This is a genomic window from Paenibacillus sp. FSL R10-2748 (assembly GCF_038005565.1).
Lineage (GTDB): Bacteria > Bacillota > Bacilli > Paenibacillales > Paenibacillaceae > Paenibacillus > Paenibacillus polymyxa_B.
Genome location: NZ_JBBOTK010000005.1, coordinates 337548 through 359737, shown reverse-complemented (window position 1 = coordinate 359737; position 22190 = coordinate 337548). Strand labels below are relative to the sequence as shown.

22 protein-coding genes are annotated in these 22190 nt (G+C 44.7%); 9 read left to right on the top strand and 13 right to left on the bottom strand.

Going from position 1 to position 22190, the window contains the following annotated elements; all coding sequences use genetic code 11:
- Window positions 1-406: 406 nt before the first annotated feature.
- From NSS66_RS17695 to NSS66_RS17680, 4 genes are all read left to right on the top strand, one after another.
- A complete protein-coding gene (locus NSS66_RS17695; RefSeq protein ID WP_071559323.1) occupies window positions 407-1318 on the top strand; it encodes a helix-turn-helix transcriptional regulator in 912 nt (303 codons plus the stop codon).
- An 88-nt stretch (window positions 1319-1406) separates the two neighbouring features.
- Window positions 1407-1562, top strand: coding sequence for a hypothetical protein (locus tag NSS66_RS17690; RefSeq protein ID WP_340959475.1), 156 nt, complete (start codon window positions 1407-1409; stop codon window positions 1560-1562).
- 15 nt (window positions 1563-1577) lie between these two features.
- Window positions 1578-1757 carry a hypothetical protein gene (locus tag NSS66_RS17685; protein WP_340959474.1) on the top strand — a complete coding sequence of 60 codons (180 nt, stop codon included), beginning with the start codon at window positions 1578-1580 and terminating at the stop codon, window positions 1755-1757.
- 162 nt (window positions 1758-1919) lie between these two features.
- The gene (locus NSS66_RS17680; protein ID WP_069079765.1) at window positions 1920-2714 is read left to right on the top strand and encodes an SDR family oxidoreductase; all 795 of its coding nucleotides are present in this window, start codon (window positions 1920-1922) and stop codon (window positions 2712-2714) included.
- 112 nt (window positions 2715-2826) lie between these two features.
- Here the strand turns inward: NSS66_RS17680 and NSS66_RS17675 are convergent, their stop codons facing one another.
- From NSS66_RS17675 to NSS66_RS17645, 7 genes are all read right to left on the bottom strand, one after another.
- Window positions 2827-4245 carry an aldehyde dehydrogenase family protein gene (locus NSS66_RS17675; protein ID WP_028541038.1) on the bottom strand — a complete coding sequence of 473 codons (1419 nt, stop codon included), beginning with the start codon at window positions 4243-4245 and terminating at the stop codon, window positions 2827-2829.
- 42 nt (window positions 4246-4287) lie between these two features.
- Entirely contained in the window at window positions 4288-4716 is a 429-nt protein-coding gene (locus NSS66_RS17670; protein WP_023986945.1) for a universal stress protein, read from the bottom strand.
- Window positions 4717-4743: 27 nt separating this feature from the next.
- Window positions 4744-5955, bottom strand: a complete 1212-nt coding sequence (locus NSS66_RS17665) for an MFS transporter (RefSeq protein WP_023986944.1) — start codon at window positions 5953-5955, stop codon at window positions 4744-4746.
- A 40-nt stretch (window positions 5956-5995) separates the two neighbouring features.
- Window positions 5996-6451 (bottom strand): MerR family transcriptional regulator, encoded by a 456-nt coding sequence (locus NSS66_RS17660; RefSeq protein ID WP_023986943.1) that lies wholly within the window; start codon window positions 6449-6451, stop codon window positions 5996-5998.
- A gap of 342 nt (window positions 6452-6793) precedes the next feature.
- Complete coding sequence (locus tag NSS66_RS17655; protein WP_023986941.1) at window positions 6794-6895, bottom strand: hypothetical protein; 102 nt, start codon at window positions 6893-6895, stop codon at window positions 6794-6796.
- Between the two features lie 113 nt (window positions 6896-7008).
- Window positions 7009-7593, bottom strand: coding sequence for a TetR/AcrR family transcriptional regulator (locus NSS66_RS17650; RefSeq protein WP_023986940.1), 585 nt, complete (start codon window positions 7591-7593; stop codon window positions 7009-7011).
- Between the two features lie 254 nt (window positions 7594-7847).
- Window positions 7848-8459 carry a pyridoxamine 5'-phosphate oxidase family protein gene (locus tag NSS66_RS17645; RefSeq protein ID WP_023986938.1) on the bottom strand — a complete coding sequence of 204 codons (612 nt, stop codon included), beginning with the start codon at window positions 8457-8459 and terminating at the stop codon, window positions 7848-7850.
- 115 nt (window positions 8460-8574) lie between these two features.
- Here NSS66_RS17645 and pdxR point away from each other — a divergent pair, with 115 nt between their 5' ends.
- The gene (gene pdxR, locus NSS66_RS17640) at window positions 8575-10089 is read left to right on the top strand and encodes a MocR-like pyridoxine biosynthesis transcription factor PdxR (RefSeq protein WP_340959473.1); all 1515 of its coding nucleotides are present in this window, start codon (window positions 8575-8577) and stop codon (window positions 10087-10089) included.
- Between the two features lie 9 nt (window positions 10090-10098).
- On the opposite strand, the gene NSS66_RS17635 is transcribed toward pdxR, so the two are convergent.
- Entirely contained in the window at window positions 10099-10737 is a 639-nt protein-coding gene (locus NSS66_RS17635; RefSeq protein WP_023986936.1) for a pentapeptide repeat-containing protein, read from the bottom strand.
- A gap of 151 nt (window positions 10738-10888) precedes the next feature.
- Here NSS66_RS17635 and NSS66_RS17630 point away from each other — a divergent pair, with 151 nt between their 5' ends.
- On the top strand, window positions 10889-14188 hold the full coding sequence (locus NSS66_RS17630) for a DUF5695 domain-containing protein (RefSeq protein WP_340959472.1): 3300 nt from the start codon (window positions 10889-10891) through the stop codon (window positions 14186-14188).
- A 277-nt stretch (window positions 14189-14465) separates the two neighbouring features.
- Here the strand turns inward: NSS66_RS17630 and NSS66_RS17625 are convergent, their stop codons facing one another.
- Complete coding sequence (locus tag NSS66_RS17625; RefSeq protein WP_076160555.1) at window positions 14466-15512, bottom strand: hypothetical protein; 1047 nt, start codon at window positions 15510-15512, stop codon at window positions 14466-14468.
- 173 nt (window positions 15513-15685) lie between these two features.
- Between NSS66_RS17625 and NSS66_RS17620 the strand changes: the two genes are divergently transcribed.
- Window positions 15686-16078: a hypothetical protein gene (locus NSS66_RS17620; RefSeq protein ID WP_071559328.1), complete on the top strand. Its 393-nt coding sequence runs from the start codon at window positions 15686-15688 to the stop codon at window positions 16076-16078.
- A 545-nt stretch (window positions 16079-16623) separates the two neighbouring features.
- Here NSS66_RS17620 and NSS66_RS17615 read toward each other — a convergent pair.
- Together NSS66_RS17615 and NSS66_RS17610 are read right to left on the bottom strand one after the other, a co-directional pair.
- On the bottom strand, window positions 16624-16932 hold the full coding sequence (locus NSS66_RS17615; RefSeq protein WP_028541043.1) for a DUF2500 family protein: 309 nt from the start codon (window positions 16930-16932) through the stop codon (window positions 16624-16626).
- Window positions 16933-17397: 465 nt separating this feature from the next.
- On the bottom strand, window positions 17398-18792 hold the full coding sequence (locus NSS66_RS17610; protein WP_049828369.1) for a helix-turn-helix domain-containing protein: 1395 nt from the start codon (window positions 18790-18792) through the stop codon (window positions 17398-17400).
- A gap of 243 nt (window positions 18793-19035) precedes the next feature.
- On the opposite strand from NSS66_RS17610, the gene NSS66_RS17605 reads away from it, so the two are divergent.
- Together NSS66_RS17605 and NSS66_RS17600 are read left to right on the top strand one after the other, a co-directional pair.
- Window positions 19036-19488 (top strand): hypothetical protein, encoded by a 453-nt coding sequence (locus NSS66_RS17605; RefSeq protein WP_028541046.1) that lies wholly within the window; start codon window positions 19036-19038, stop codon window positions 19486-19488.
- Between the two features lie 760 nt (window positions 19489-20248).
- Complete coding sequence (locus tag NSS66_RS17600; protein ID WP_340959470.1) at window positions 20249-20401, top strand: hypothetical protein; 153 nt, start codon at window positions 20249-20251, stop codon at window positions 20399-20401.
- Between the two features lie 43 nt (window positions 20402-20444).
- Here NSS66_RS17600 and NSS66_RS17595 read toward each other — a convergent pair whose 3' ends face one another.
- Together NSS66_RS17595 and NSS66_RS17590 are read right to left on the bottom strand one after the other, a co-directional pair.
- Window positions 20445-21272, bottom strand: coding sequence for a carbohydrate ABC transporter permease (locus NSS66_RS17595; protein WP_013308681.1), 828 nt, complete (start codon window positions 21270-21272; stop codon window positions 20445-20447).
- Window positions 21269-22153 (bottom strand): carbohydrate ABC transporter permease, encoded by an 885-nt coding sequence (locus NSS66_RS17590; RefSeq protein ID WP_023986930.1) that lies wholly within the window; start codon window positions 22151-22153, stop codon window positions 21269-21271. Before NSS66_RS17590 ends, NSS66_RS17595 begins: the two co-directional genes overlap by 4 nt.
- Window positions 22154-22190 lie beyond the last annotated feature (37 nt).

Here is a 22190-nt window from a genome sequence, read left to right as displayed (position 1 = left end):
TAAGTGATTGATCAATTACTTAACTACGTACTCCTTCAATCAACTGAATATGCTCAATCCATAGTTCGGATAAAGATACGTTTGAGTAAACTTTAGCGGTATCCTGCTCATGAATATCACCTCCGTTGCTTATTAATCCAGTTAGTGATTGATCAATCACTAATGATTGGCCTCAGTATAGTATATACCTTTTTACTTTGCAAGTGCTCTTTGTTCAACTTTATATAAAAGATTGTAAAAAGATCTGATCCCAAAACAGTGTTATTATCGCTGTTCAAAGTAAATAAAGTCCCCCAGTTGGTTTTAAACAGATTGATGTCCATCATGGTGTGATATCAAGCAATCACTTAATATGACTTTATAATGTCATATTATAAGGTGTATGCTACTGAGAGAGGTGAAGCGTATGCCGTTAAGCAGACATTTTGAAATCGTTTATATATTACTCCATAAGAAAAAAGTGACTGCTGATGAATTGGCAGAGCATTTTGAGGTTTCCACACGAACGATTTATCGGGACATAGATGCCTTAAGCGCAGCTGGGATTCCCATCTACAGCAGTAGAGGCAAGGGTGGCGGAATATCATTGATGGAGGGTTATGTCTTTAACACCTCTTTACTGTCCGAGCAGGAACAAGATGATATCTTAATGGCCCTTCAGAGTGTGGCTACAGCTACCATCCCACAGGTAGAAGAAGTGCTAAACAAGTTGAGTAGGCTTTTTAAAAAAGACATGGGAAACTGGATCGAAGTAGATTTTTCGCCATGGGGAAGCCAAAACAGCCAGAGACAGCTATTCACTCTTATACGCAACGCAATAATCACAAACCGTGTTATAAAGTTCCGCTATTATAACGTCGCCGGGGAACAGAGTTATCGTAGCGTCGAACCTGCCAAGCTCTTGTTTAAAGATAAATCCTGGTATGTGGAAGGTTACTGTTTAAATACCGAAAGTCATCGTGTATTTAAGATTAGCCGAATGAAAGAGATTGCAGTTACCGAAATTAGTTATGAGCCAAGAACGGTCGTAGCATCTACAGATACAAAGATGAACGACTTGCTTCATACCATTGAAGTAACTCTTCACATTTCTGCTCAAGGAGCTTACCGCGTATACGATGAATTTGCCGAGAAAACAATTACTCAGAAGGAAGACGGCTCTTATACCGTCACGGCACAATTTCCTGTAGGCAATTGGCTGGACAGTTATCTGCTGTCCTTTGGTCCCCTCCTTATAGAGGTTAGCCCCGAACAAGTACGTACAAGAATATTGTCTCTTTTAGAAACGATGAAAAGAAATTTAAATGATCCTCTATAATATGACACCATGTAGTCATATTATCACTGCTATGATGAGTTTGAAGTTATCGCTCACAACATACTCACCATAGGAGGTTGAAGGATTAATGAATCCACATAAAACCATGCCACCGGCAGTAGAAACTTACTTTACATCAGCGAACAAATCCCAGCTTGAAGTATTTACTTCCGCTTTCGATAAAGATGCGTTGATCTTGGATAATCATCGCGAAATCAAAGGTATGGAAGCCATAAAATCATAGTGTGAAGCAGAAATATTGGAGCCGAATGTCACCTTCGAGATCGTGGATATGGATGACAGTAATAATACCATCGTCGTAATTGCGAAAGTAGACGGAGACTTTGATAAATCGAATCTTCCCGATCCACTCCTCCTTAAACATCAATTTCTAGTAAACAACAATAAAATTAAAGAACTGATTATTACACTTCCATAAAGGAATTTAAAAAATAAGAAAGGGAAAACGAATATGCCTGCTTATGTTGTTTTTATACGTGAACAGAGTACCGATCAAACTGAACTCCAACTCTATTCTCGGAGTGGAGATACCTAGAGGTATTCCTCAACCACATTGTAAAATTTAGGAGGAATTATTCGCATGAGTTTTCAATTAGAAAGCATATTAAGTGAGTTTAAAGGCAAAAGGGCCTTGGTCACAGGCGGTACCAAAGGAATGGGAGAGGCTATTGCTAAGAGACTTACGGCTGCAGGTGCTACCGTAATAACTACGGCTCGAACGACTCCAGTTAATTTAGAAAATCCAGACCTGTTTATTCCAGCCGATATTAGTGTGCCTGAAGGTGTAGATAAAGTAGTAAACAGTGTTCTTGAGCGCCTAGGCGGTGTAGATATTCTTGTCAACAATGTTGGAGGCTCGTCAGCCCCATCTGGGGGAGCTCTTATCTTGACAGACGAGCATTGGCAGCAAACTTTTAACGCCAATCTGTTTGCTGCCGTCCGTTTAGACCGTGGACTGCTGCCGGCTATGGTGGAAGAGGGTTCCGGTGTTATTATTCATATTTCATCCATTCAACGTCGCTTGCCGCTATATGATGCAACATTGGCTTATGCTGCAGCCAAAGCAGCTTTAACTACTTACAGCAAAGGGTTATCCAAGCAGTTTTCACCTCAAGGCATTCGTATTAATACAGTTGCGCCGGGCTTTATCGAAACGAAGGCAGCACAAAGTTTGATTGATCGGATTGCTGAGACGACAGGTGACCGAGAAAGTGCATTAAAGCAACTGATGGACTCGTTGGGAGGAATTCCAATTGGTCGTCCAGGACTACCAGAAGAAGTCGCTGAGCTTGTTGCTTTTCTGGTATCCGACCGGGCCGCTTCAATTACAGGAAGTGAATATAATATTGACGGTGGAACAGTTCCAACGGTCTAACACTTTATTTTCATCTGACAATCACGCAAAAGGTGAAAAAAAAGCCCATCTAATGAGCAGACATACGCAAAACGTATTATCTATGTCCATCAGATAGGCTTTTATATAACTACTACCGTTTAATAACGATCAGCTTTGTTTCCAGCATTTCTTCCATTGCATACTTTACACCTTCGCGTCCCGTGCCACTTTGCTTCACACCACCATACGGCATATGATCAACACGGAAGCTTGGAATGTCATTGATCATCACGCCGCCCACCTCAAGCTTGTCCGCTGCATCCAGCGCGGTCGTGATATTACGAGTGTAAATTCCCGCCTGCAGGCCATAGATCGAATCATTTACATGGTTTACGGCTTCATCTATAGAGCTAACAGAATGAATCAGCACAAGCGGGGCAAACACTTCACGACAGGACACCTTGGAGGTCGGGTCCACATTAAGCAAAACCGTCGGCTCCAGAATACCTCCCTTGGCTTGGCCACCCAGAGCGATCCTTGCGCCTGCTTGAACCGCTTCTTCCAGCCATTCACGGACACGTTCGACATCCTTGGCTGAAATAAGCGCGGATACATCCGTGTCCGGCTCTAGCGGATCTCCAATTTTTAAACGTTGAGTTGCTTCTATAAATCGGGATACAAAGGTATCATACAGTTCATCGACAACGTAAATACGTTGAACTGAGATACATACCTGCCCCTGATTGGCAAAGGCTCCACTCACACAACGGTCGATGACCGCGTCTACATCCGTATCACGGTCGATAATAACGGCCGCGTTGGAACCCAGCTCCAGCGTGACCCGCTTCAAGCCAGCCTTGGAGCGAATTTCTGTACCGACCGCCGGGCTACCGGTAAAAGTGATATAGCTGACGCGCGGATCAGTGACAAGTACGTCGCCAATGGTTTTACCATCGCCGCTGATCACGTTAAGAGCGCCCGCAGGCAATCCAGCCTGCTCCAGCAGCTCCGCAATCAAGTAAGCCGACAACGGCGTCTGCTCCGCAGGCTTCAATACGACCGTATTGCCTGCTGCCAGCGCGGGACCCACTTTATGAGCAACCAGATTCATCGGGAAGTTAAATGGTGTGATAGCTCCTACTACCCCTACAGGTTCTTTGAGCGTGTAGGCCATACGACCCTCGCCGCCCGGTGCGGCATCCAGCGGAATGGTTTCCCCGTGAATCCGTTTGGCTTCTTCAGCTGCGAACTTGTAGGTTTGCACCGTCCGGTCAACCTCCGCCAGCGCAGCCTTCCATGGTTTGGATGCTTCACGTGCAATGATGCGCGCTGCATCCTCACGCCGCTCTTCCAGCAGGTCAGCCAGCTTCTCCAAAATGGCTGACCGCTGGTGCGCTGGCATGACCCGCATCTCCGAGCGTGCATCAGAGGCTGCCTGAATAGCAGCCTTGGCATCCTCTGCTGTGGCCTCTGCCACCTCAGCAATGATTTTTCCGGAATAGGGTGATTTCAACGTCGTGTACGATGAAGCTGCTTTCCATTCTCCACCAATAAATAAATGCTGCTGCATGCTTTTTCCTCCTTCTCTTGATATCAACGTTCCTTTTACCGTCTATTTTACCGTCAACACCGGACAAGGTGCATGCTGAATCACCTGATGGCTCACGCTACCCAGTATCATTTCGGAAACAAGTCCTTTGCCCCGCGTTCCCATAATGATCAAATCCGTCTTTTCCTGCTTTGCACTTTCGCAAATGACACTCGCCGGATCACCGTGACCCGCCAGCATACGGTAAGAAATACCCTCGTCCTTCAAATAGTCGGATGCTGGTTCCAAGATATGACGACCTTCCTCTTCGATTCGCTCATCCACATCAACCCCAACCGGGGGCTCATTCATGGATAAAGCCGGGTTTACATGTAATACAGTCAGATGTGGATTCCCCTGAAGCTGCTTAGACAACGTTTTGGCTGTCTGCAACGCATTCATAGCATGTTCCGAACCATCAATCGCGACCAGAATATGTTTGTATTCGCTCATACTCTTTTCCTCCTCAGAAGTTCGATCTTAGTGTGCATCCACCTGAATATCCTGCATATGTCGACGACGTACGATCAGCACAGCTACGCCAATCAGTACCATCAATGCTCCAAAATAAAATGGGGTTTCTGCTGAGTACCACTCTGACAGCTTCCCTGCAAGCCACGGCGAAATTGCCCCGCCCAAAAACCGCATGAAGCTGTAGGCCGCAGATGCTGTCGAGCGCTCCACTGGAGCAGCCTGCATAACAGCAGTTGTAATCAATGTATTGTTAATCCCCAGAAAAATACCAGCCACAATGACGGCGACAATGACAGTCGTTGGTGAACCAGCTACCGTCCCGATCGCCATAACACCTAAATCAATGGCAAACAGCGTCAGCATGATACTAATGGAAGATACCACGCTCAAGCGTGCTTGAATCTTCGGTGCTACAAACACCGAGGTAAAGGCCAGCATAATTCCCCAGCCAAAAAACACATAACCCAAACCATGCTCGTCCAGATTCATTACATATGGAGAATACGCCATCAACGTAAAAAATCCAAAGTTATATAACAACGCTACAATGCCGAGCGTGAGCAAAGCCGGATAACTGAGCGCTTTGAACGGATCGGCAATGGAACCGCGTTTTTTGGGCTTTGGAATGGAAGGCAGCATAAACGTAATGAACAAAAATCCCACTACCATCAGTCCGGCTACACCGAAAAACGGACCGCGCCAGGAAATGGAACCTAACTCACCGCCCAGCAACGGACCCACTGAAATCCCGAGGCCCAATGCCGCTTCATACAAAATAATTGCTTTAGCTGTTCCAGAAGTGGACAGACCTACAATCGCAGACAACGCTGTTGCGATAAACAAAGCGTTCCCCAAACCCCAGCCTGCCCGGTAGCCCACAATTCCGCCAACTGTACTGGCTGTGCCGCCCAGTCCAGCAAACACAATAATAAATAAAATCCCGGTTAGTAGTGTCCATTTGACACCCAATCGACTAGATACAACGCCTGTAATCAGCATCGCAACGCCTGTTACCAGATTATAGCTGGTGAACAGCAATGACACTTGGCTTTTCGTAGCATGAAGCTGATCAGCAATGGCCGGAAGAATCGGATCGACCAATCCCAGACCCATAAATGAAATAACACAAGCAAAGGCGACTGCCCATACCGCTTTAGGTTGAGACAGCAAGCCTGAGCGTTCTTTTAACTCTTCAGGTAATGCATGTTGTGAACTCATATTATGATGTTACCTCCACATCTGAATGTAAATGTTCTTGTTATGACGGGTCGTGATCAAGTTCATCATCCAGAAGAACCTTGCGTTCACGCACCCTAACCCGTAACTCCTCCAACTCAGTCTGGAGCATACGGATGCTGTTGATTTTTCCCTCCATTAATTCCAACTGCTCGTTCAATGTACTTTCCATATCCTCCAACATGGCCCGTCGCTCGTTCGGTTGCAAATGCTCCGTTCGCTCGCGATATTCCTCCCGCTGACCCTTAAGCATTTCCGCTGCGGACATGTAACGCTGAAGCTCTTGCAAGGAGAATCCAAGTACTTCCTTGGCACTCACTATTTTTTTTAGTAAGTCCACATCCTCCTGCGTATACAGGCGCATATTTCCTTCACTGCGCTGCGGAGAGGGCAATAAGCCGATTTCCTCATAATAACGAATGGTTCGCTTGGTTAATCCGCTTTGTTTGGCGACCTCATCAATTTTATACGTAACCATGACACCCACCTTATGAAAAAGATTATATATAAATACTACGCCTCTATAACGTTAACGTCAACGTAAACTTCAATATAAAAAAAACCGCCTCTAATTGGAGACGGTTCCTATTTTGACTAGTACGGTCATAGACCCGAGCATCGGTGCTCAAGCCCATGAATATAGCTTTAGATGAAACAAGTACGAGTGATGATAACCAGTAAAATGAAGAGAACCAGAATAACACCAGTGGAGGTGAACATGTTACAACCGCCACAACCTCTATCTACTTCACCCATTTCGTATTCCTCCTCCCTACTGATTCCAGCAAATCTCCCGAATTTTAAATCCTTGAGCTACGAATTAGATGATAAATGCTTTGGAAATAATAACGAGCAGAATGAAAAGTACCAGAATCGCTCCTGTAGATGTAAAAGCTCCATAACCAGCGCCTACTCCAGACATGGTGATTCCTCCCTTCATGGTTTACAAGAGCATCTTATGCTTATGCCATCATCCATGATAGGGACAAATGCCGCGCCTGCCGCCCAAATCTAGGTTGGGGTTGTACTGTCCTGTTATTCTTCGGACCCGAGCATGCCGTGATACAGGAGGTTTCGTGCCTGCTTGGCAAGCACAGACGGACTTTCACGTCCAGGCAGCAATTTAGTTAACGTCAGCCGTTCAATCAAGCCGATCACGCATTCTGCTGTCAGTTCAGGGTCCAGTTCCTCACGGCAGGAGCCCCATCGTTGCGCCGCCAGCAGATGCTTTTTGATATGCTCAGCCATTTCCGCCTTAATACGCACCGAATCTGTCGCCTGGTAAAATCCGACACGAGTGATCGCCGGATTATTAGACAACACGCGAAAAATAGCTTCCAGAAACACCTGTCCCCGTCTCAAAATTTCAGCCTCGCTTAGGTCTGGGCCTATCTTCATGCTTTGTACCGTATCATTCACCAAAGTACCGAAGCTCTCCACAAGCTCCTCGTACAACTGTTCCTTGCTTTCAAAATGAATATAAAAATCCGGCTGCGTCAATCCTGCACGTGCCGCGATCGAACTTACCTTTGTCTGATAAAACCCCGTCTGAGCAAACTCTTCAGCCCCCGCTTCCAGTAACAACCGTCGACTCTCCCGACTTCTGACTCCTGCTCTCATCACGGTCTTGCCCCCTTACGCCACAAATCTATCGTATTATAAAGTTCCTTTGCAGTAAGAACAACGGGCTTGAGGATGATATATACCTGTCCTTCAAAAGTCCTAATACAGAAGGACTGAACGTTTTGGAAAATCAAGGGCATCTCCCTACAAGGTATAATTAACCAATCTGACGGTGAGCGAGCAGGAATTATTACGTGGAATTCAAATATTTATACTTGAGGATTTTGCAAAATCCTGACTTTCGATATATATCAGTGATGAGGACAATATTTGCGCATCATCTCAATCGTTGTCAGATCATCATCCAACCCCCGTTGTTGCAAGCCATCGATAATTTGCTGACGTTCCTGATCTTTAACATTTTGACCGAATTTAAACTTGGCAGTCCATTCCTCCGGTACAATTTTGATCAGAGCGACCCCTTTTAAACGTGAAGCATACCGAGAATCGCTGGCATCAATCGTGTCATACCCGCCTTCCGGTTGCAGCTTACTCATAAAAATGGAAAAGGCCGATGCTTTTTCTTCCAGATCCACTACATGCTCCGCATGACCACGCACGGTAATACTTTTAAAAAATGAAGTCGCCGGACATGCCATATGTTCATCCGTAAAATAAGACGGAATGAGCGCATATTCTTTGGCGGCTGAAAAAGTAACTCGATTATCTTCTTTCATCCGTTCCATCTTTTCTCCAGCACGGCTGCCATGAATATAAAAAACGCCATTTCCATAAGCGAAATTCAAGGGAACCACACGCGGAAAACCATCCTCGCTGTTCATGCCTAAAAATCCGAAACTGACCTCGCTTAGAAACTGCTCTATTTCCTCTAGTTCTGCCACCGTAAATTCTTTTCTTCTCACAGGGAACTCTCCTTCCATCTATTGACCAATGATACATTTCAGATTATGTTGAAAATGGATTCATAAAAAGATCCAATATGAACGAAAATGAGTGGCCCAATCGAAGGAGAAGAGTATGGATATTACGATTGCTTATCAGCGTGCGCTTCAAAAATATCATTTAAAATATTTGGCATTGTATCATGCTCTTCGTGAGGGAATCCTCAATGGTTCCCTTGCCAGTGGTACGCGTCTGCCTTCCACTCGTGATCTGGCTGTGATGTATGGAATTTCACGAGGGAGCGTTAAAGAGGCATATGATATGCTGTTGGCAGAAGGATATATAGATTCGGCAGTAGGCAGAGGAACCTTTGTTATGGAACAGACAGCGGTGCTGCCCGACAAATCTTTAATCAACCAGCAGAACCAAAATTCACCTGTTGTAAAACAAAAAGCCCCTGCTCTATCAGCTTGGGGACAACGAATCATGCAGATCGAAAGGGAACGAAACTTACAGCCGTCTCCTGCTTCTGCTACAAATAGAGACAGTGCGCAACAGCCTTTGATTTCTTTTCAGGCAGGAGAAGTTGTATTGGAGGGCAGTTCACAGATCGCATGGAAAAGCGCAATGACTGCCGCTGGAAAAGATCTGCAAAAGCCCTCGGCTGACGCGACGACTGCACCAGTGAGCGGTGATGAATGGCTGCGTGAAGCGATTTGCCATCATGTTGGCAGAACACGCGGAATTACAGCCACTCCGGATCAAGTCGTATTATGCAGTGGTTCCATGGAAGTGATCACGTTATTAAGTCAGTTGCTTATTCATGAACAAGATCGAATTGTATTGGAGAATCCCTGTTATTCCGGCATCTACCGTGCAGTTACTGCCTCAGGCGGACAGATACATGCTGCTGAAATGGACCAACATGGAATTGTCCCACAGGATTGGGATTCCAAACTCCTATTTGTTACACCTGGACGACAGTTTCCAACCGGTGCAGTGTTGCCATTAACACGCCGTCAACATATTTTGCAATGGGCAGCATCCAAGGGAGCGTGGATCATTGAGGACGATTATGACAGTGAATTCCGTTGGGCAGGACGGCCCATTGAACCATTAAAAGCACTGGATCGTACAGAATGTGTCATCTATGTCGGCTCCTTTTCCAAAAGCATGTTCAGCAGCCTTCGACTCGGGTTTGCAATCTTGCCCGTTGAATTAGCCCAAGCGCTGACAGCTGCCAAACGACTATACGATCCCCTGCCGCCTGCCCGCTTGGAACAGCGCGCACTGGCACGTTTTATGATGCGCGGCGACTACGTTCGCCATGTGCGACGGATGACTCGAATATACAGATCACGCTACGACGTGTTCCAACGTGAAATACAGCAGTTAAGTGAACTGTTTCACTGGCATCAGAACGATTGTGGACTACATGCCTATGCCATCTGGAAGCATGAGCCTGCCCAGTATTATCATTTGATGCAGACAACACAGTTTTACGGAGTCACATGGCGTGATGCCGCCGATTACCAACTGACACCGGGACCTCCATCAGCCTGCTTTATCTTTGCCCATTTAACGGAGCAACAAATTGTTGAAGGGTTTAACCGTCTGCGCCAGGCTTGGGACCATATTAAAAATCAATGAGGAGTTCCCTTATTTAATCACTAGCCCCAACAGCCCTACAAATGATGAAGCCTGATGCGGTGAGATGATGCAGCCATTCAAATCTTCTATATCCACCTGTAACCCATCAAATTCGCAATCGCTCAGATCAATTCCTTTGAGCTTGGACCCGGATAGTACCGCTTGATCCAGATTGCAACGGTTAAAAAAGGTTTTTTGTAGTGTTAAATGATACAGATCGGCACTTATTAAAGAACAATCCTCAAAACCAACTTGCTTAAAATTAGCAAAACGGAACATCGAATAATCCGCTAAGCAATCCGAAAAACGAACGTTTTGGAGCCTGCTTCTGGAAAAGTCTGTTCCAAGCAATTTGCAGTTTTTGAACTCTACCCGATGGATAAAGGAACCGGAAAAATTAACATTAGACAGATCGCATTTATCAAAAATGACGTCTGTCCATTCACTTTCCGGTAATGACGATTCCATGATCGTTACATTTTTAAAAGTCATCTTCTCTAATGAAACCTTAACCGCTTCCACATTATCCAAAATCATATCTTCTACAGACCCCATACTATATTCGCCTTTGGACCGTAAGGAATACATTTCTTCGTTTAGTACGGGCAAGTCCACAGGAATTTTCGGCAACTCCATTTTAATTTTCATAATAACTCTACCTCCACGATTGAGAGCCCTCTAGGACATCTATATGAATCTATTTTCTATCAATTCTCATACATAGGGTAGCAAAAGTATTTCTCACACATATATTAACGTAGTGAGCACGCTCACGAACCTTTGTTAGGAGGTTGATAGCATGGCAGTACAACTATCTAATCAAGTGTTCTCCATCTCTGTCGGAGATTACGGCGATCTCTCTTCCTTGCGGCTGGTAGGGGACACTTTTAATACCAACTATGTCATGAACAGCTCTAACGCACCTAAACAGAATACGTCGGATCATCAGTGGCTGGGTGAACTGATGTTCACCTATCGTCTCGGCAACGGAGCGTGGACTCGGGCATGGACAAGTAATTCTGCTGATGCGCGCCAGATCACCTCTTCTGGAAACAGTGTCCAGGTAGCCTATCAGAATTCATCAAACAATCAGGGAATACGTAATTTCATTTTACATGAAACTTATTCGTTGGTTAACGATTATTTGCATTGGCAAATGAAAGTAACGAACACCTCTAATCAAACACTGGAGATCGGAGATTGGGGACTGCCGCTTCCGTTTAACGAGTACTGGTCCGGCGGCAATAATGAACAAATTTATGAAACCAGAGTACTCTCACACTCCTTTGTAGGCCATAACAGCTCCTTTATTACCGCTGGACGACCTAGCGGCATCGGACCGTATGTACTGCTGATCCCTGATGCCTCAACGGGTGCTGGTCTCGAATATCAGGACCATTGGAGAACTGAGGAGCATCCCGGCAGCACATGGGCTATGGAGCAAGGTGGCTGGTCCGAAGGACTGAATGTGTTCTATATCCATTCCAATGTCATCAAGAGCACCAACCGTGGCTATCTTGGAAGCACCAGTCTGTCGCTGGCTCCTGGTGAAAGCAAAACGTATGCCTTTAAATTTTACAAGGTAGCGGACGAGCTGGCTGTAAAGGACAGGCTGTACAGTGAGGGACATGTGGATGTGACCGTGGTTCCGGGTATGATTTTCCCGACGAATCTCAAGGCCAAATTCGATCTGCATACCAGCAAATCCATTACCTCTGTCACAGCGCAATATCCGTCTGAAACGACCATCAGCTATCTGGAAACAGCCCCTACAAACCATAAAATATATGAACTCACACTGGGACGACTGGGACATAACAATATTACTGTAAACTATGGTAACGGCGAAAAAACCGTTCTCCAGTTCTATGCCATCGAGCCAGTCGAAGCTGCACTTCAGCGTCACTCTACCTTCATGGTCAACAGCACCCAATGGAACGTGCCGGGCGACCTGAGGGACAAGGTCTTTGATGACTGGATGATGCAGTACAAGGCTAGACGCAACAGCTTTGCTGGTTACTGGGGCTGGGGTGATGATTGGGGACTAACTCACGGCCAGTTTCTGGCGGAGAAAAACGTTCAGAAGCCCGTGGCATCTGAGATCAAGGCAGTCGATGATTATTTGGAAGTAGCCATCTGGACGAATTTGATGGAAGGCCATCATACCGATTATCTGGTCCCTGATTTCCTGATGCCGCAGCCTAACACGACACCAACGTACCGTGGCTATGCCTATCCGCACATTTATAATACGTTTTTTAGCATGTATAAACTTGCCAAGCTGTATCCCAACCTGATCAGCTATCGCAATAGCAAAAACACATATTTGCTACGTGCTTATCGAATTTTTAAAGCGTTGTATGAAGGCCCTGTTGCTTATAACTGGAACACGGGACTCATGGGTGAGCTAACTACACCTGATATGATTAAAGCGCTTCAGGAAGAAGGCTTGACCACCGAGGCTAACGACCTGATTGGCAAAATGGCTACCAAGTACAACAATTTCAAAAACACCACCTATCCTTATGGCTCTGAGTATAACTATGACAATACAGGCGAAGAAGCCGTATATACACTCGCCAAAATGAACAACAACACGACGATGATGAGCAAAATCAACGCCAAAACGCGTGCTGCACGCGGTCATATGCCTGTCTGGTACTATTACACCGATCCGGTCACCATCACCGGAGAGAATTGGTGGAACTTCCAGTACACCACCTCACTGGCCGGCTATGTGATGGATGACTGGACACGTCGGCATTCGTCCAAGCCCGAATTGGATCAGCGTCTATCCTATGCCGCCAAGTTGGCGAACATCGGAGCGATTAACTCGGGACAGATCAGCTCTGATCCTGCCAACATCGGGGCAGTATCGTGGACATATCAGGCGGGCAAAGGCAATTATGGCGCACTTGGTCTGGACGGCGGCCCTCTCTTTAACGGATGGCGCGGCATGTCCGGGGAAGCCGATCTGGGATTGTTTGGAGCCATTAAAATCCTAAGCTCGGATGTTGCTGTAGATCCAATATTCGGCTTGTTCGGCTATGGCTGTGACGTTACAGAAAGCAGTAACAGCTACGCGATTACTCCAAAGGACGGTGTATTCCAACGTCTGCATCTGATCACCCAAAAGCTGAGTTTGGAGCTGAATCGGGATCAATATAGCTCGGCCATCGTGTCCAAGTCCAAGAACAACATCCGTCTGACACTGAAAAATATGACCCCAGGCACGACTCATACCACCGTTATGAGCTTGATCGGACTCGCGGCAGGTACGTATGACGTGCTTGTAGATGGCACAAAAACCGGGTCAGTCACGGCTGCTAACAGCTCTGCGACCACGGTCAGACTGAATATTGGTACGGCAGCCAACTATGATATCCGTATCCAGTCGAGTACAGACAACCCGTCTCCCGCCGGAGACATTGTAGCCCGTTATGAATTTGACGAAACGGCCGGATCTACCGCAGCCGATTCGTCAGGTTATGGACAGCAGGCCAGTGTAAGTGGAGGCGCGTGGGGCGCCGGACGAAAAGGTAATGCCCTGCACTTTAACGGTACAGACGCCTATGCTAGCCTGCCCGGTGGTATCGTTAGCAGCATAAATGACTTTACGATTGCCGCGTGGGTACGGGTGAACACGCATAACGGCTGGGCACGCCTGTTTGATTTTGGAGCAGGCACGGATCGGTATATGTTTTTGACACCCAAGGCCGAGGGAACTGGCATGCGCTTTGCTATCACCGTCTCGGGGAACGGAGAGGAACAACAGTTGAATGCGCCAGAGCTGGCAACTGGGGTTTGGAAGCATGTCGCTGTGACTTTGTCAGGCAATACTGGAATGATGTATGTGGACGGTGTAGAGGCGACGCGTAACACCAACATGACGCTGAAGCCTTCCAGCCTTGGACTGACAGACCGGAACTATATTGGGAAATCCCAGTTTGATGATCCCTACCTGAACGGTGCAGTGGATGAACTGATCATTTACAACAGAGCCCTGACCGCTCAGGAAATCCGGGGCTTGGCCTCTGCAAGCAGCACCATTACAGCCCATGATGAGGGAGCCCGTTCATATGCCGAAGGAGCAGATTAGAATACATTTACGCATTCATTCATGCCGTTAACGTTTTAGATTGTGAATGATTTGTACTGTGAATCATTTGTGTCGTGAATCATTTGCGTCGTAAATGATTGGTATCGTGAATGATTCTTGCTTATATTAGCTCTACCCCCGGATTTCTTAAGTTAAGTCTGTAATCAGGGGAGAAATCCGGGGAGATGATGCTTCCGAGCGAGCCACCCTATGGAAAGCATTTAAAGCGACCGCCTTACCGGGACGATCAGCGGCAACTTTTCCATCTGGAGGGCGTTTAGCTCCGTCTAATGCGTGTCGTCCTTGGTCTTAGGCGAACCAGTTCCTCACTGGTGAGCTGCCTAGTATAAGAGCGAGGGGAAGATCCTGTATCTACCCTGAGCACCCTGCCTGCCCCGTTGGGGCGGGCTACCCGTGTGTTGAATACCTGCATGGCCCACTGCACCGGAAAGGCTATGGATAAGCGACCATCTGCCGTGCCTGCATAGTTGACCGCAGCTGCATAATTATCTGACTGTCTGAGCCATACAGAGCCAGAATCCCCAGGTAGTGATACGGGAGTCGTACCTCTAATAACCGTCTGATCTTCGAAGGTTAGTAAGCCCAACTCTCCACCATAATTGATTTGCAGGTCCGTATAGACGGACTCTACCGTGCCATTGACCCGCCCGGTCGTACGCCCTACCTTCTTCAATCTTTCCCCTATGCGATATGCGGTCACATGACCCGGAATCGCTCCTACTGTAGCATAACGCGGATTGAGCAGGTTGTTGCGGGTCGGAAGCGAAAGCGCCGCATCAATCAGGTTCGTTCCGGTGGTATTCAAGCGTACGTAACGATAGAGCCGTCCTATACGATCCTGGGCAACCGTCCCACCATCGGCTCCGCCTGGCTGAATTGTAGCCTCTCGGTTATCTGTATTGGAGGGATTGAGGACATGGTTATTGCTAAAAAGATAACGTGTCGCCGGCGCTCCAGTTGGGGCAACGATGAGTCCGGTTGAACCGGAGCCTTCAATCGTCCCGACACTGTAGCCGGCGATGACCGGGCGTATGCGCACTTTGTAGTCCGTGGCATTGGCTCTGATCTTTCCAGTCTTTACAATTCGGACTGGAACGTTCGTTTTCTTTCCTAATGCGGTGGCCGACAGGAGTCCGGTAGAGGCCGAAACGAGACGGTCTGTGTACACAATGACAGCGGCTCCTCTTTTGGGATGGGCAGGGTCCCTGTACCCTACGCCAATGCCGTGGACACCGGACATTTTTAAGACTCGCTTGGCCATCCGCTTTTTCACTTGAAGCGCGGCCGAGAAGGTAGCCAACATAATCATCTCCTTTTACATTCAGATGAAATATTGTATGGCTAAGGCCGCTTCGCGTTCCATTTGATCATACGATCGCTGTATTGAAAGGCATATGAAAACATTCCAAAAAATGGTATACTCATTTCCGAAATTGACATCTTATCATTTGATTCTGATGTTCAAGGAGGTACTTTATGTTTTCAATCATGTTGACATACAGCATACAAGCAATTGTAATTTTACTGATTATCTTTGAATTGTTGAGAAAAAACAGAAAAAAAATAGGCTGGGGATCACTTTCACTGCTGTTATCTCTTCTTGGCATGGCTGTTTCTTTCGAATTTGGCAATTACGTATTGGGAGACCAGTTGCTTTCCTTTTTAGGATTGCCCGCCTGGTCTAACAGTGTTGATAATACTAGGTTTCACTACACCATTTTTCTATCCAGTATTTTTTTTATTCCCAGTTTAATCATTGGATATAAAAATCCTAAGGAGTTTGGAGCTACAATCGGAAAACGGATTTCCAGTATATATCTATTTTTGATCATCATTTCACTTTTATTTTTATTATCAGCATTTTCTTGAAGTGAAAGTTGTCTTAGCGGAGGTTGTTGTTTTATACATTAAATCCGAACAATCCGGGGTGAGTAATTAGATCAAGGAGTTGGTATTATCTATAATTCATTTACCTCCATATTCTTTCCGGCACTGACTGCAATCATCCTTATAAAGATGCCAATATTGGAAACAAGAGTGGACAAAGGTACGATGTTGAAAGTGAGAATTACAATAATAACAGTCCTGCTTATCGGAGTCGTGTTGTATATAATTGATACTCAGTGGTGGATTGTGATTGCTTTTGCAGTATTTTTCTGCATACTACTTGTTATAAAACTTTTGAAAAGGCGTAATAAGCCACATTGATTTATGATTCTCATACTCAGCGTCTAACAAAAGCCCTCCATTAATGGAAGGCTTTTTATATTACGTAGCATATTTAAATTCCCAACTTATTAAAACACCCCACCAGCGTATGCCAGCAGGGTGCTACCGATGCTTTCGGATTTATATGGGAAGTATATAACGTTTGGGTGATTATGTAAATAAATATATAGATTAAGCTGATCCCCTCATATTATGACACGTTCTACCCAGTTCCAAGTACCTTGGCTTGTTACTTTGATTTTATCCCCTACGACAAAAAGGCCATATTTATCGTTACTAACTGAAATTTCTTTGCGCTCATTGCTTTCGAACTCGCAAGTTATATAAAATGTTTTTGAAGACGATCCTTCAGTCCAATCTACCCGCTTATCAACCACCTCACCTATACGTTCTATTCTCGGTTGTTTACGATTATTGCTCGCAATCCGAGAACCGCCTATAAACGCTGAAAGAATAAGTCCCACGACTATAAGTAAAAGAATCCAAAAGACCATCTATAATCCTCCTAAGTATTCATTAGTTGGTAATTATGATATCGGCTTTTCAACTGTTTATTTTGATATCGATTGAAAAATGAATATAAAAACACCCCACCAGCTTAGCCAGTAGGGTGTCACCGATGCTTTCGGATTGCACAACAGTACTTCCGTATTCGTTTTATCAATACGATTGGTTTGGATAAATTTGTAAATACAATATGTATGGTTCATGCTGATCACCTCAAGATAGGTATTCGGTGATTGATGTGTTAATTCCTCCAAAATAACAAATCACCGCCAACCACTGGATGGCGGTGATTTGTTTGCTTACGCTTAAGCACCTCCATGCTGTACATGAGGCTGTATATCATGCGTCTGGGCAGGTACAGTAACAATAAACAAAAAACTAGCTGCAATCATTAGCAGTACCATTTTTTTAACATTGTCTAACCATTCATTCTAAAATAGAGGGCATAAATATTAATAGTAAAATAATCTTTCTCTTTGCCCTACACTAACTAAACTTTCATACTTTATAAAAGTTCTAACGTCAGCAAATTGTTTAAACTGCTCAAATAATCTTATGCATCTAATGAAGAAGGATTCTTTGTTATTGGCTAATGATTTAGATAAAACGTCTAGCAGGTATCTGAAGCCATAAGAGTAATTGCCTCTGTTCAAGTAGTATTTAGCAAGTTCATATTTAAAACGTGTTGTTTGCTCTGGTACTACCTGATAGGTATACATATCCGATGATGGCTGTTGTACAAAAGAATCAATAATCATTTCAAACCGTTTAAGTATATCATTCACGTCTAACTGAAATCGGTTAGCTGCAAACATTACGTTCAAAAGCTTTACGATCATTTCCTTATCGACTTTATCACTTGATGCAATAATATATTGAACATAATCGTTTAGCACGCTTACATCTCCAGATAAAAGCTTATATACGTACGTGTTACCTTCTGCCCAGTTTTGGAACAAGCCCATCCAGTATTGGGTGTCCTCGTCCTTCTCCAAAACCCAATCTAAATTAGTGTAGGCGTATGTATACTGTAGGGCTTGGTGGTAATCGCCTTTAGCTTCGCAAGAACCTGAACACAACAAATCAGCATAAGCGATGTACACAAACAGTGGACGACTTAGTTTCTTGGAAGACTCATCACGCATTCGACTCTGCTGTTGATGTTCCAAAGTATATTGGATTTCAGCTTTAGCTCTCATTGTTCTAGCTACTTCCTCAACCTTGTCCCATTTACGCAAAGACCTGTACACGTTTGCTAAATCCTTCAGCGCGTCAAGCTGTTCTATTTCATCCAGACGTTCCACGAAGGATTCAAATAGCGTTGCTGCCTTGAGATTCCGGCTTTGATCGTTTCCAACTTGAATCGTGAATATACGATATTGGCAGACTGCCAATCGTTCAGAATGTTGATACTTCTCCGCTTCAGCCACACCCTCATAGAGCAGTAGTGCAGCCGCATGTCTTCCCTGCTTCAACAATTCTTCTGCAATTTCAAATAGCTTGGGCGAATACAGTAGATTGTCCATGATGGCTCCCACCACTCGACTAATCGCATCCAACTTGTCCAACTCCGCACAACGAAATAGAAATGGCTCGATTCGCCTCATATTCGGGGGGGTGTCGATGATGTAGTTTTCTATAAACAGATCGTAAAAATACCCTTCTGGTAAATCCATAGCCTCAGTGATTAGGTCAAGCTGGTTAACAGACATTGACTTATTCCCTGTCACAATAGCACTTACTATTCCCCTATTCATGCCTGCAAGTTGTCCGAATTGCGCTAAGCTCAAACCCTTTTGTTGTAGGTAACTATCTAATTCTGCTCTAATCGTAGGTGTATGCTTCATGTCATATCCACCTTCCACACAGAAATTCCAAAACTTTTTATTATTGCATTCTATTTTTGTCCATAATTTAACAGTTGTCAATAAGCTTTGAAATATATGTCATGCAATATTCGAATAAAATATATATTTTCGAATATTAATTCTTTTTACCATTTTGTTAACAAAAATATACACTATATTCCTTTTTTTAATGATATACTTGGTCAGTAGTACAAATTATACCAATCGAGAGGGCGATTTTTGATGAAGTTTAAAAACACAGTAATCATTCTTACAGGTGTATTGGCTCTTACGGCAGTAGCTCCGCTGGCTGCTACTGCCGCACCAGTTACGGGGATTAAAGTATCGAAGGATCATGGAGGTATAGTTATCCAACAAACTGGTCAAGAGGTACATGAGGTTCTTGGTGGGACAAGTCCGACGATGGACTTAACTGTTGATAAAGGTTATGGACATGTAAAGATTAAAGTTCGGAATCAAGGAACATCAACTATCTCTTGGAGCTTGCAGGGTAACGGGAAAGAATATGTCTATAAAACTGTTGGCAAAGGAGGCTCATTAACGTGGAATAGTCTTAATTCATTCCCTAATGGGATGCCTTCAGGGAAATACGTAATTCAATTCAGAGCCGACGGAAACAAAGTTGATGGCGAGGCTTGGGCTACTACTGGTCAGTACCCATCAGACATTAACTAACCGTTATTACAAGCAGGGGAGCGTCTTGGAGTTAAATCCAAGGCGCTTTATTTAATTTTTCCAAAAAAATAAAGGTGAAGGTAGCAAAACACCTGATGTAGTGATAATTGTTGGTTTAGTGATCGGAGTTCTCATAGGTATCGCTCCTGTCTTTCTTAGTGGAATACAAGAGTGGACTTGGCACACTACAGTCCTTGTACTTGGTTCTGCGCTTGTTATTGGTCACATCCTTTATAGTTGGATAAAGGAAAAGATAGTATATGAGACAAACTATGTCACGGTATTCGTAAATTAAAGCCCTTGTTGCAAATGGAAGACCTATTCATTGTAATGAAGAGGAGAGAGTGATGAAAAAGAAATTTTTTATCGTAATTGGAGTTATAATAGGCATCCTGTTCTTCTTTTACTTGTTAACTTTATGGGCGGCAAACAATCTCCATGTGCCCTCTAAATAGATTAAACAAGTTATATCGATTTTGTTTGATGTTCATTTACAATTCACATAAACGTTCCTTTCCATAAAGAGTTGCGTTTGCAATATACTCAAAAGTAAAGGAATTGTGGCTAACTTCAAATGAGAAGCATATCTTATTACAAGTAAACTCTCAACATTTTAAGCCCAGTGGAATATGAGGTATGCATAATAATCAAGGGAGCTGATATTATCTATAATTCATTTACCTCCATATTTTTTGCTGCGTTAACTGCAATCACCCTCATAACGCTGCCAAAATTAGAAGCTAGGGTGAGTAAGAGAATAATGTTGAAAGTGAGAATTTCCATAATAACAACAGTTCTGCTGATCGGAGTCGTGTTGTATATCATTGACCAGTGGTGGATCATTGTAGCCTTTGCAATTTTGTTTGTAACCCTTCCTATCTTTTTATTGAAACGTTGGCGCGAAAAAAGCTGAATCAGAGAAAAAGCCTTCCTTGTTGATAGGAAGGCTTTCCACCTTATCCCTTAACCGCTCCCTCCGCAATGCCCTCCATGATGAATTTCTGAAAGAAGGCGTAGATCAGGATAACCGGGATGGAGGTCAGCACAAGTGCGGCCAGAATAAGCGACCAATCCTTGTTGTACTCTCCAAACAGCATATTGGTCGAGAGAATCAGGGTGTAATGGTTCACATCCGTCAGCATTAACAATGGAAGCAAAAAGTCATTCCAAATCCACAGAAAATCCAAAATCGCAATGGTAACTGTGATTGGTAGCAGCAATGGAAATATAATGCGAAAGAATGTTTGAAACTCATTACAGCCGTCCATTTGTGCGGATTCTTCCAGCTCACGCGGAATGGATTTGACGAATCCATGATACAAAAAGATCGCCATATTCACACCCAAGCCGATATAGATCAGGGCCAAGCCGTACGTACTGCCCTGAACGGACAAATCTTTTGCCATTCGCGTAAGCGGTATCATAATAGAGTGAAACGGTACCAGCATCGATGCGACAAACAGGAAGAAAATCGCACTGCTCAGTTTCCCCTGTGTACGAGACAGCTTGTAGCCTGCCAGTGCCGAACAGATCACAATGCCACCAATGCCGATAAAAGAAATAATCGTGGAATTAAGGGCGCTGTTCAGCAAATGAGTCTGATGAAAAGCCTGACTGTAATTTTCAAAGTGAAGCTTTGTCGGCAGCGCCGTAAAGGATGCAAACATCTCACCCTGTGTTTTAAACGAGTTAATTACCGCCATGTAGATTGGGAAGAAGGACACGACAGCGCCCACGCACAGAATCAGCGTAATCAGCAAGGAATTAGCTTTCTTCAGCCTCATGCCTCCACCTCCCTCTTCTTCATGACACGCAGCTGAATCAGGGTGAAAATGAGAACGATTGCGAACAAAATAACGGATTTGGCGCTCGCATAACCATAACGGAAGTTGTTGGAGAACGCCTCCTCATAAATGTTCATCGTAATCACCTGTGTACTGCGCCCCGGCCCCCCGCCAGTCAGTCCGTATACGACCTCATACACCTTGAAGGCACCATTCAGCGTCAGGAAGAAACAGATCGTAATCGCATGAGTAATCATTGGCATCGTTACGCTTCGCAATGTCTGAAATGCGTTCGCCCCGTCAATAATAGCAGCCTCCTTCAAGCTTTGTGGTACACCTTGAAGCGCAGCCAGATAGATGATCATCATATAACCTACACCATTCCAGAGCGACACGATAATAATTGAGAAGAAAGATACTTTCGGATCGCCCAGCCACGATTGGCCCAAAAAGGCGATAGCCGTCTTTTCGGCGATCTGTGGCAGCACGGAAGAAAAAACGAAGGTCCACATAAATGCGCTAATAATGGTACTGATCATATTGGGCATAAAAAATATCGTCCGGAAAAATCCTTTGGTACGTGTACGCGACTCAATCAACACTGCCAGTGCCAGTGCCAGTACATTTTGCAGCACAATCATGACCAATACGTATTTAAGGGTAAACCAAAGGGAATTGAGAAAATCGGGGTCTTCCTTCAACGATTCCACAAAGTTCCCCAAGCCGATAAAGCTGTAATTAGGATTCAATCCGTTCCAGTCTGTAAAGCTGTAGTACATGCCGCTGATCGTTGGAATGAGCAGGAAGATAGCATAAAAGATCAGCGCCGGGGCTGTAAACGCCAGTAACATGACGTATTTTTTATAGATTTTAAAAGGCATGGAGTCTCTCCCTCCCGGTGTAATTCTGTAGGTTACC

Bases quoted from the DNA above. Each gene is read 5' to 3' on its own strand.
- NSS66_RS17695 (WP_071559323.1), top strand. From the start codon at position 407: ATGCCGTTAAGCAGACATTTTGAAATCGTTTATATATTACTCCATAAG.
- NSS66_RS17690 (WP_340959475.1), top strand. From the start codon at position 1,407: ATGAATCCACATAAAACCATGCCACCGGCAGTAGAAACTTACTTTACA.
- NSS66_RS17680 (WP_069079765.1), top strand. From the start codon at position 1,920: ATGAGTTTTCAATTAGAAAGCATATTAAGTGAGTTTAAAGGCAAAAGG.
- NSS66_RS17675 (WP_028541038.1), bottom strand. From the start codon at position 4,245: ATGCAGCAGCATTTATTTATTGGTGGAGAATGGAAAGCAGCTTCATCG.
- NSS66_RS17670 (WP_023986945.1), bottom strand. From the start codon at position 4,716: ATGAGCGAATACAAACATATTCTGGTCGCGATTGATGGTTCGGAACAT.
- NSS66_RS17665 (WP_023986944.1), bottom strand. From the start codon at position 5,955: ATGAGTTCACAACATGCATTACCTGAAGAGTTAAAAGAACGCTCAGGC.
- NSS66_RS17660 (WP_023986943.1), bottom strand. From the start codon at position 6,451: ATGGTTACGTATAAAATTGATGAGGTCGCCAAACAAAGCGGATTAACC.
- NSS66_RS17655 (WP_023986941.1), bottom strand. From the start codon at position 6,895: ATGTCTGGAGTAGGCGCTGGTTATGGAGCTTTTACATCTACAGGAGCG.
- NSS66_RS17650 (WP_023986940.1), bottom strand. From the start codon at position 7,593: ATGAGAGCAGGAGTCAGAAGTCGGGAGAGTCGACGGTTGTTACTGGAA.
- pdxR (WP_340959473.1), top strand. From the start codon at position 8,575: ATGGATATTACGATTGCTTATCAGCGTGCGCTTCAAAAATATCATTTA.
- NSS66_RS17635 (WP_023986936.1), bottom strand. From the start codon at position 10,737: ATGAAAATTAAAATGGAGTTGCCGAAAATTCCTGTGGACTTGCCCGTA.
- NSS66_RS17630 (WP_340959472.1), top strand. From the start codon at position 10,889: ATGGCAGTACAACTATCTAATCAAGTGTTCTCCATCTCTGTCGGAGAT.
- NSS66_RS17625 (WP_076160555.1), bottom strand. From the start codon at position 15,512: ATGTTGGCTACCTTCTCGGCCGCGCTTCAAGTGAAAAAGCGGATGGCC.
- NSS66_RS17620 (WP_071559328.1), top strand. From the start codon at position 15,686: ATGTTTTCAATCATGTTGACATACAGCATACAAGCAATTGTAATTTTA.
- NSS66_RS17615 (WP_028541043.1), bottom strand. From the start codon at position 16,932: ATGGTCTTTTGGATTCTTTTACTTATAGTCGTGGGACTTATTCTTTCA.
- NSS66_RS17610 (WP_049828369.1), bottom strand. From the start codon at position 18,792: ATGAAGCATACACCTACGATTAGAGCAGAATTAGATAGTTACCTACAA.
- NSS66_RS17605 (WP_028541046.1), top strand. From the start codon at position 19,036: ATGAAGTTTAAAAACACAGTAATCATTCTTACAGGTGTATTGGCTCTT.
- NSS66_RS17600 (WP_340959470.1), top strand. From the start codon at position 20,249: ATGTTGAAAGTGAGAATTTCCATAATAACAACAGTTCTGCTGATCGGA.
- NSS66_RS17595 (WP_013308681.1), bottom strand. From the start codon at position 21,272: ATGAGGCTGAAGAAAGCTAATTCCTTGCTGATTACGCTGATTCTGTGC.
- NSS66_RS17590 (WP_023986930.1), bottom strand. From the start codon at position 22,153: ATGCCTTTTAAAATCTATAAAAAATACGTCATGTTACTGGCGTTTACA.